The sequence below is a fragment of the Bacteroides sp. RTP21281st1_H5_RTP21281_210402 genome, assembly GCF_040918965.1.
GTDB lineage: Bacteria > Bacteroidota > Bacteroidia > Bacteroidales > Bacteroidaceae > Bacteroides > Bacteroides congonensis.
Map to the genome: position 1 here is coordinate 35,325 of NZ_JBCOWR010000027.1, position 8,805 is coordinate 44,129.

General features: G+C 46.0%; 7 protein-coding genes and 1 pseudogene. 1 reads left to right on the forward strand and 7 read right to left on the reverse strand.

Features of this window, described 5'->3' with window-relative positions; all coding sequences use genetic code 11:
• Nucleotides 1–51 precede the first annotated feature (51 nt).
• A complete protein-coding gene (gene aspT, locus AB5443_RS23475) occupies nt 52–1,746 on the reverse strand; it encodes an aspartate-alanine antiporter (RefSeq protein ID WP_277135537.1) in 1,695 nt (564 codons plus the stop codon).
• A 117-nt stretch (nt 1,747–1,863) separates the two neighbouring features.
• Between aspT and AB5443_RS23480 the strand changes: the two genes are divergently transcribed.
• The gene (locus AB5443_RS23480; protein ID WP_022138024.1) at nt 1,864–3,531 is read left to right on the forward strand and encodes a formate--tetrahydrofolate ligase; all 1,668 of its coding nucleotides are present in this window, start codon (nt 1,864–1,866) and stop codon (nt 3,529–3,531) included.
• A gap of 340 nt (nt 3,532–3,871) precedes the next feature.
• On the opposite strand, the gene glyA is transcribed toward AB5443_RS23480, so the two are convergent.
• From glyA to AB5443_RS23510, 6 genes and pseudogenes are all read right to left on the reverse strand, one after another.
• Complete coding sequence (glyA, locus tag AB5443_RS23485) at nt 3,872–5,152, reverse strand: serine hydroxymethyltransferase (RefSeq protein ID WP_044654190.1); 1,281 nt, start codon at nt 5,150–5,152, stop codon at nt 3,872–3,874.
• 135 nt (nt 5,153–5,287) lie between these two features.
• Complete coding sequence (locus AB5443_RS23490) at nt 5,288–6,025, reverse strand: porin family protein (RefSeq protein WP_082073412.1); 738 nt, start codon at nt 6,023–6,025, stop codon at nt 5,288–5,290.
• An 18-nt stretch (nt 6,026–6,043) separates the two neighbouring features.
• On the reverse strand, nt 6,044–6,613 hold the full coding sequence (locus AB5443_RS23495; protein ID WP_277135536.1) for a flavin reductase family protein: 570 nt from the start codon (nt 6,611–6,613) through the stop codon (nt 6,044–6,046).
• Nucleotides 6,614–6,649: 36 nt separating this feature from the next.
• Nucleotides 6,650–7,111 (reverse strand): aspartate carbamoyltransferase regulatory subunit, encoded by a 462-nt coding sequence (pyrI, locus tag AB5443_RS23500; protein WP_277135535.1) that lies wholly within the window; start codon nt 7,109–7,111, stop codon nt 6,650–6,652.
• Nucleotides 7,108–8,049, reverse strand: a complete 942-nt coding sequence (gene pyrB / locus AB5443_RS23505) for an aspartate carbamoyltransferase (protein WP_044654187.1) — start codon at nt 8,047–8,049, stop codon at nt 7,108–7,110. Before pyrB ends, pyrI begins: the two co-directional genes overlap by 4 nt.
• Nucleotides 8,050–8,152: 103 nt before the next feature.
• A pseudogene (locus tag AB5443_RS23510) lies at nt 8,153–8,731 on the reverse strand (hypothetical protein); the annotation flags it as partial.
• Between the last annotated feature and the right edge of the window lie 74 nt (nt 8,732–8,805).

The following is an 8,805-nucleotide window of genomic DNA, read 5'->3' on the forward strand; positions in this document are numbered from 1 at the left end:
ATGTGAAATCTATAATTTGTTAATGAATTGTCTAAAATATCCGGTCAACGTCTACATCAGTAACACGATAACCACTCCCCAAATAATCAGTAACGTGTTGCCGACAGCATAGGTAACAGTATATCCCAAAGCCGGAGTATCACTTTCCACCGCGTCTTGGATAGCTCCCAGCGCGGCAGTTGTAGTACGTGCTCCCGCTGTGCATCCCAAAGACAGGGCAGGATGGAACTTGAACAGATACCTTGCCATCAGCAACCCTGCAAGAAGAGGAATGGCTGTTGCCAGCGCGCCGACGATGAACAGGCTAACTCCCACTTCCTTGAATCCGGCTATAAAACTGGGACCTGCGGCAATGCCGACTACCGCGATAAACATGTTCAATCCTACATTATTCAGTACCCATAAAGAAGGTTCGGGGATACCACCGAACGTAGGATGCTTGCTGCGCAGCCAGCCGAATAGAAGTCCGGCAATCAATGCGCCGCCACTTGTGGAGAGACTGATAGGAATACCGCCCAAATGAATGGCAAGCGCACCGACAAGACCGCCGACCAAAATACCCAGCCCTACGAAAATCATATCCGTCTGATTAGTCGGACGGTCAACATATCCCATCTGCCTGGCAGCTCCTTCCACTTCATGCTTCATTCCTGTAAGTTCGAGGATATCTCCCGAATCCACCACCGTCTGCGCAAGTACAGGAACATTGATACCTGCACGCTTGATGCTGCGGATACTGACACCGTGCATAAACTTCTGTGCCCGGATCGTCGCAATCTTTTCTCCCGCGAAAGTCCGGTGAGTAACCATGACCGGCAACGTCTCCGCCGGAAAATCGAGTAACTGTGCATCCACCACTTCCGGCCCGATCCAATCTTCTTCACCGATAACGAACTCCCGTCGTCCGCTCAATACTACTTCATCTCCCGGTTGGAGAATCATGTCAGGACTGACTTCCTTCACGACTCCTTGCTGGCGAACCCGTTCCACAAATAACCGTTTGTCTTTCCCGGTCAGATAGGTTTCCAGTTCGCTGACTTTTTTTCCTTTGCCAAACCACTTATTCGTGATTTTATAGGCACGGAACACCACGGGACGAAGGGCAGGAGAGAATCCCGGTTCATCTACTTCCGAAGTCCCCATTTGTGCTTCCAATGCTTTGCAATCCGCCTTTACCTTGTCCAGTCCGCCCAGCATCTTCGGGCCTAGGGAAGCCAAGAGCCATGCCGAGCCTGCCGTACCGAAAATATAAGTCACGGCGTAAGCCACCGGAATGGCATTGATATACGTAGCCTTCTGCGCTTCGCTGATACCCAACTGGTTGATTGTGTCGCTTGCCACACCGATAACGGCTGAAATAGTCTGTGAACCCGCCAGTAATCCGGCAGCTTCCCCCACATGATACCCCATGATTTTGGCCAGTATCCACGGGGCTATCAGGCTGACAATACACATCAGCACGGCGAATCCCACTTGTGGTAACCCATCTTTTTTCAGCCCGCGAAAGAATTGCGGGCCTACCTTATAGCCTACGGCAAATAAAAAGAGCAGAAAAAATACGGCTTTCATCGGGCCGTCTACGGTAATATTCAGTTGTCCTACCAATACCCCGACCAACAGGACACTGGTCACAGTACCTAAAGAAAACTTCCCGATTTTAAGCCTGCCCAACCAGAATCCCGCAAAGAGAGTGAGAAAAATGGCAAGCTCCGGGTGTACCCTTAGTTGATTAATAATCCATTCCATAATTAAGTTGTTGTTTAGGTTTATGTTACTTACAACAGTTATTGTGCGGAAAGAGTTTGTTACTCGACGCAGATTTGTTACTTTTGCATTTTCAAAATAAAACTAACCATATTCTATATGAAATCAGACATAGAAATTGCCCGCAGCATTGAGCTGAAGAAAGTAAAGCAAGTTGCTGAAAGTATCGGAATCCCCCGCGAGGAAGTAGAAAATTATGGTCGCTATATCGCAAAGATTCCCGAACAACTGATTGACGAGGAGAAAGTAAAGAAGAGTAACCTTATCCTGGTAACTGCCATTACAGCCACCAAAGCGGGTATCGGTAAAACTACAGTATCTATCGGTCTTGCCCTGGGACTCAATAAAATAGGAAAGAACGCTATTGTTGCCTTGCGCGAACCTTCTCTCGGCCCATGCTTCGGCATGAAGGGCGGAGCAGCCGGCGGCGGATACGCCCAAGTACTCCCGATGGACAAAATCAATCTCCACTTCACCGGTGATTTTCACGCCATCACCTCTGCGCACAACATGATTTCCGCCTTGTTGGACAATTATCTTTATCAGAACCAGGCGAAAGGTTTCGGACTGAAAGAAATCCTTTGGCGTCGGGTGCTCGATGTGAACGACCGTTCACTGCGCAGCATTGTCGTTGGGTTGGGGCCGAAATCGAATGGTATCACCCAAGAATCCGGTTTCGACATTACACCCGCTTCAGAGATTATGGCTATCCTCTGCCTTTCTAAAGACGTGAACGACCTCCGCCGCCGTATTGAAAATATCCTGCTCGGATTCACTTACGATGACAAACCTTTCACAGTTAAAGACCTGGGGGTGGCAGGAGCCATCACTGTATTGCTGAAAGATGCCATCCACCCCAACTTGGTTCAAACCACTGAAGGAACTGCCGCTTTCGTACACGGTGGCCCGTTTGCGAACATCGCCCACGGGTGCAACTCTATCCTGGCTACCAAACTGGCCATGTCTTTCGGCGACTACGTAATCACAGAAGCCGGATTCGGTGCCGACCTCGGTGCGGAAAAGTTCTATAATATCAAATGTCGTAAAAGCGGGCTTCAACCACGCCTGACAGTAATCGTTGCCACGGCGCAAGGGCTGAAAATGCATGGCGGCGTCAGTCTCGACCGCATCAAGGAACCGAACATGGAAGGGCTGAAAGAAGGATTGCGCAACCTCGACAAGCACGTCCGTAATCTCCGCTCTTTCGGACAGACTGTGATTGTTGCTTTCAATAAGTTCGCTACCGATACGGATGAAGAAATGGAACTGCTTCGCGAGCATTGCGAACAACTGGGCGTAGGATTTGCCATCAACAACGCATTCAGTGAAGGCGGAGAGGGGGCAGTGGATATGGCACGCCTGGTAGTGGACACCATCGAAAACAAACCGTCTGAATCTCTGCGTTATACGTACAAAGAAGAAGACAGCATAGAGCAGAAGATTGAAAAGGTAGCTACTAATATCTACGGAGCAAGTGTCATCACTTACAGCAGCATTGCCCGCAACCGTATCAAGCTGATTGAGAAAATGGGAATTACACACTATCCGGTCTGCATCGCCAAGACGCAATACTCATTCTCTGCCGATCCTAAAATTTATGGTGCGGTGAATAACTTCGAATTCCATATCAAGGATATAGTTATCAATAACGGTGCGGAAATGATTGTGGCGATAGCAGGAGAAATCCTTCGTATGCCGGGACTTCCGAAAGAGCCGCAGGCATTGCATATCGACATTGTGGATGGAGAAATTGAAGGGCTGAGTTAACAACAGTTGAACCGCAAGGAAACCTTGCTCCAACGCTACGTTGGTAAATCCCCGTCTTTCCTTATAAATCAATAGGGAAAGACGGGGATGCTTGTATATAGAGTCCAGTGCGCTTTTTTATATCTCTTCTTGCACACTGTACGATTGAATTCATCTTTATTGAAGAGATATTTTTTATATCCTTTTTGCAATAAGAAAAACGAAATACCTGACAGATAGTTCGGAGAGCGGAGTTAATAAATACAAAAAAAAGTCTGCCCTTTTCACAAAGAGCAGACCCATGAAAATTCACAAATCAGAATATGATAGCCGGCTAAAACTATCATATATATAAATATTTTTAATAAGCAAAAAGAGGATATTTCTTCATTGTCTCGTTGACACGTGCACGTACCTGTGCAATAACCTCTTCGTTTTCTACGTTAGACAATACAGTCTCAATCATTTCAGCAATTTCGATCATCAAGTCTTCCTTAGCACCACGGGTAGTGATGGCAGGAGTACCCAAACGGATACCGGAAGTCTGGAATGCCGAACGGCTGTCAAACGGAACCATATTCTTGTTAACGGTAATATCAGCAGAAACCAATGCTTTTTCTGCCACTTTACCTGTCAAGTCAGGATATTTGCTACGCAGGTCTACCAGCATGGAGTGATTGTCAGTACCACCGGAAACGATGGTAAAACCACGGTCTACAAGAGCCTGTGCAAGTACAGCCGCATTTTTTTGTACCTGTTTGGCGTATTCCTTAAATTCAGGTTGCAGGATTTCGCCGAAAGCTACTGCCTTGGCAGCAATCACGTGTTCCAGCGGTCCGCCCTGGATACCGGGGAATACGGCAGAATCCAACAATTGAGACATCATTTTGATTTCACCTTTCGGAGTCTTCTTGCCCCACGGATTGGGGAAATCCTTACCCATCATGATGACACCACCACGAGGTCCGCGAAGTGTTTTATGTGTAGTAGAAGTGACGATATGTGCATATTTTACCGGGTTTTCGAGTACTCCGGCAGCAATCAGACCGGCCGGGTGAGCCATGTCGATCATCAGGATAGCGCCTACTTTGTCAGCGATTTCGCGCATGCGTTTGTAGTCCCATTCGCGTGAGTAAGCAGAACCACCGCCGATAATCATTTTCGGTTTCTCGCGCAGAGCGACTTCTTCCATCTGGTCGTAGTCGACGCGTCCTGTTTCCTGATTCAGGTTATATTCGCAAGGAGTATAGATAATCCCCGAAGTATTCACCAGTGAACCATGAGAAAGGTGTCCGCCATGTGCAAGGTTCAATCCCATGAATTTGTCGCCCGGATTCAGGACAGCCAGAAAAACTGCTGCGTTAGCTTGCGCTCCTGAGTGCGGCTGTACGTTTGCCCATTCGGCTCCGAAGATTTCTTTCAGGCGGTCGATAGCGATTTGTTCGCTTTGGTCTACAACCTCACAACCACCATAATAGCGTTTGCCCGGATAACCTTCTGCGTACTTGTTGGTCAGACAAGAACCCATTGCCTGCATTACCTGGTCACTCACAAAGTTTTCTGATGCAATCAGCTCGATACCTTTCAGCTGACGTTGATGCTCTTTTTCGATGATGTCGAAAATTAAGTCGTCTCTTTTCATTCTTTTATAAGTAAGATTAAATTTCTAATTCGAGATACCTATTTTTAAGCGCACAAAGTTAATGAAAATAAATAAAGAATGAAGGAAGTGCAAGAAAAATGTTAGTAAAAAGCGGGATTTAATGATATTTTATTTCTAAAGGATGAATCCCAGCGAAAAACTTAACGCGCTGTCGCGACGGCGGAAAGTGATGTTGCTGACTCCCGTACTACCGTCGGAATTGATATTATCATACACAATGGATTTGGAAATATTTCCCACCCCCTGCTCATAGCGGAAATCGAAGAAGATACGGGAAATATTGACGCCGACACCGATCACGGCACTGATATTGAACGGATACAACTTCTCGTGAATACCTTTCTGGTCGAAGTTCTTGAAAGTGATCTCATTCTTCTTCCCCCATAAATAGCGGAGCTTCGGGCCTGCAAAGATAGACATTCCATACGGCCCTTTCTTCACCACATTATACCCGTACAAGACAGGGAAGTCGATACTATGCAGTACAGATTGCACCGAAGCATAATCCGGCTCGATGGCAGGATGCTGCGATCCCAACTTGTCAAAAGTAATCTCGCATTTGGTCACATTGTACGATACTTCCGGCTGAATGAAGTGCTTCTTCATATTGATGCGCATAAAAAGGGCTCCGAAATAACCGATTTTATAGTTATTCTGCACCTCGTCAATCGTCACATCCTTAATCTTCAATTCAGATACCATGAACATGGACGAGTTGAATCCCGCCTTGATACCGAAATTTATTTTCTTCGTATTGGGGCGGTCTACTCTATCTGTGTTAAAGTTCTGCCCGAAAGCCATGCAGGCTACAGATAACGAACCGAAAAGAAAGATTTTGCGCAGCATATTCATGGCTATATCGTCCTTAGTTTATGTCTTTTTCTTTTCTACACTCCATCCGAACTTACCGATTTTCTCTCCCAAATCATAATACCCGCCATGTACGTATACCAACGGATTAGCTTCCGCCAGTTCGAGTTTTCCGGTTTCGGGATTCAGGTTCCGGTCATCGGCGCGTACATTCACCACATCCGCAATGAACATATCATGCGAACCGAGAGAAACAATTTCCTTCACACGGCATTCGATACAAAGGGGAGACTCCTCAATCAGCGGTGCGCTGACTACCGTACAGCGTCCCGGAGTAAGTTTCATCTCTTTGAATTTATGATAATCGCGTCCCGAACGAACCCCGCACCAGTCGGTGGCAAAAGCCATGTCTTTAGTTGTCAGGTTGATAACGAATTCCATATTCCGTTTGATAATCTTATAAGAATGTCGTTCCGGTCGTACGGATATATAGCACATGGGCGGGTTTGTGCAAATCGTACCCGTCCATGCCACAGTGATAATGTTATATTCACTTTCTTCTTTTCCGCAGCTGACTAGTACAGCCGGCAGCGGATAGATCATCGTTCCTGGTTTCCAGTCCTGTTTCAATTTGAATGAAGATTTAAAAATGAGGAATCAAAGAATTCAGAGGATGGCAATTTCCTCACGTTTCTGTTCTTTCTCGCAATAATGGCATTTCACGATGCAGTTATCCTTGTCTATCACGTGGAATAACGTAGCCATCGGCTCATTGTTCGTGATACATTTCGGATTGGCGCATTTCACGATTCCGCGAAGCTCGTCCGGCATCTGCACTTCCTTCTTTTCCACTACCTCGTAATCACGGATGATATTCAGTTTGACATGAGGTGCAACCACTGAAATACGGTTGATCTCCTCATCGCAGAAAAACTTATCCGCAATCTTGATGATGCCTTTCTTGCCCAGCTTCTTGCTTTCGAGATTGAATCCGATAGTGATGTTGCTCGTCATATGTTCTACACCGAGCAGTTGTACTACGGTAAAGAGCTTTTCAGATGGAATATGGTCAATCACTGTCCCGTTCTTAAGGGCAGCTACTTGCAGTTCTTGTTTATTTTCGCTCATAATAAAATATCGTTTTTAACGTCATCTAATGTGATACCTAACACATCGCAAAGAATTGCTTCGCGGGCATACAAGCCGTTTTGTGCCTGTTGGAAGTAATACGCTTTCGGATTATCGTCCACGTCATATGCAATCTCGTTGACACGTGGCAGCGGGTGCAAAATGCGCAGGTTCGGACGGGTATTTTCCAGCATCTTGTTGCGGAGGATATACACGTTCTTCACCCGTTCATATTCCATCAGGTCGGTGAAACGTTCGCGTTGCACACGGGTCATATATAGAATATCGGCATCAGCGATAATCTCTTCGGAGAAGTCCGTATGTTCAACGTATTTTATTTGGTGAGTCTTGCAATAGAGTTTGTATTCTTCCGGCATTTTCAGCTCTTCGGGAGCGATGAAATGGAAAGTAGGATTAAAGTGGCGCATTGCCATCAATAGTGAATGTACGGTGCGTCCGTATTTCAAATCGCCTACCAGGAAAATATTCAGGTTCTCCAGCGTACCCTGAGTCTTGTAGATAGAGTAAAGGTCGAGCATGGTTTGCGACGGATGCTGGTTGGCTCCGTCTCCTGCATTGACAATAGGCACCGGAGCCACTTCGCTGGCATAGCGTGCCGCTCCTTCGAGATAGTGGCGCATGACGATAATGTCCGCATAATTGCTCACCATCATAATCGTGTCTTTAAGTGTTTCCCCCTTGGAAGAACTGGTAGCCTTGGGATCGGTAAATCCGATAACCCGGGCGCCGAGACGGTTGGCAGCTGTTTCAAAACTCAGGCGGGTACGGGTGGAAGGCTCGAAGAACAGGGTTGCTACAACCTTTCCTTGCAATAACCGGCGGTTGGGGTTCATTTCAAACTGCTTCGCCATTTCGAGCATGTAGAGGATTTTTTCTTTAGAATGTTCGGCAATGGTTACTAAACTTCTGTTTTCCATTTTGTTATATTTTATGTGGATAGAACTTGTTTTACCGGAGTGTAAAGGTACGAAGAATTTGTGAAAAGCACAGATTTTTCGTACCTTTTTTATCAGCTTTTTATCATCCGGCTTGTTTCCGTCCGCCGGCTAACGCCGCAATGATATATTTCCCCGGCGCCCCGATTTTGTTCCAGGACGTGTTGGAAAGCAGTTTCCACACCTGAGTACCTTTCCTGCCATAATCCGACATCCGGAGAATCGTCTGCCTCTCTTTCGGATTCGTCACTTTATGGCATTCCAGGCTTTCTATCAGCCCAGCTATGTTGTGCGTAGCCTGATTGTAGGCATACCCCGGAATTTCAAACAAAGCATCGCTTATTTCTTCTTCCTCAGGATTTAGTTTAGTTTGCTTTAGTTTAGTTTGTCCGGAAATGTCATCATTTTCCGGATTCACGTTCTCTTGAGTTGGAAAAATGTCTGCATTTTCTTTACCCGCATCCTCTTTCTGTTTCCCTTTTTTCTTTTTGTTTTCCAATATATAAGGTAATTGGGAGAAATCTATTTTTCGCCGCGTAGTTGCTTCGAACCACACTTCCTGAATTCTTTCCGAAGTCAGTACACCATATTTTTCGAACGTCTCCTTATGGAAAAATCCCTTCTCCAATAATAGTTCCATAACCTTTTCCATTATTTCCTCTTGGTTCTTCGTCAAATTCCGTGCTTTTTTATGTGCTAAATCCATTAATTTTAGCAAACAGTAATTTTATGTTTGCC

What these genes read in the sequence shown, in the direction of transcription:
- aspT (WP_277135537.1), bottom strand. Translation starts at nt 1,746, where the DNA reads ATGGAATGGATTATTAATCAACTAAGGGTACACCCGGAGCTTGCCATT.
- AB5443_RS23480 (WP_022138024.1), top strand. Translation starts at nt 1,864, where the DNA reads ATGAAATCAGACATAGAAATTGCCCGCAGCATTGAGCTGAAGAAAGTA.
- glyA (WP_044654190.1), bottom strand. Translation starts at nt 5,152, where the DNA reads ATGAAAAGAGACGACTTAATTTTCGACATCATCGAAAAAGAGCATCAA.
- AB5443_RS23490 (WP_082073412.1), bottom strand. Translation starts at nt 6,025, where the DNA reads ATGAATATGCTGCGCAAAATCTTTCTTTTCGGTTCGTTATCTGTAGCC.
- pyrI (WP_277135535.1), bottom strand. Translation starts at nt 7,111, where the DNA reads ATGAGCGAAAATAAACAAGAACTGCAAGTAGCTGCCCTTAAGAACGGG.
- pyrB (WP_044654187.1), bottom strand. Translation starts at nt 8,049, where the DNA reads ATGGAAAACAGAAGTTTAGTAACCATTGCCGAACATTCTAAAGAAAAA.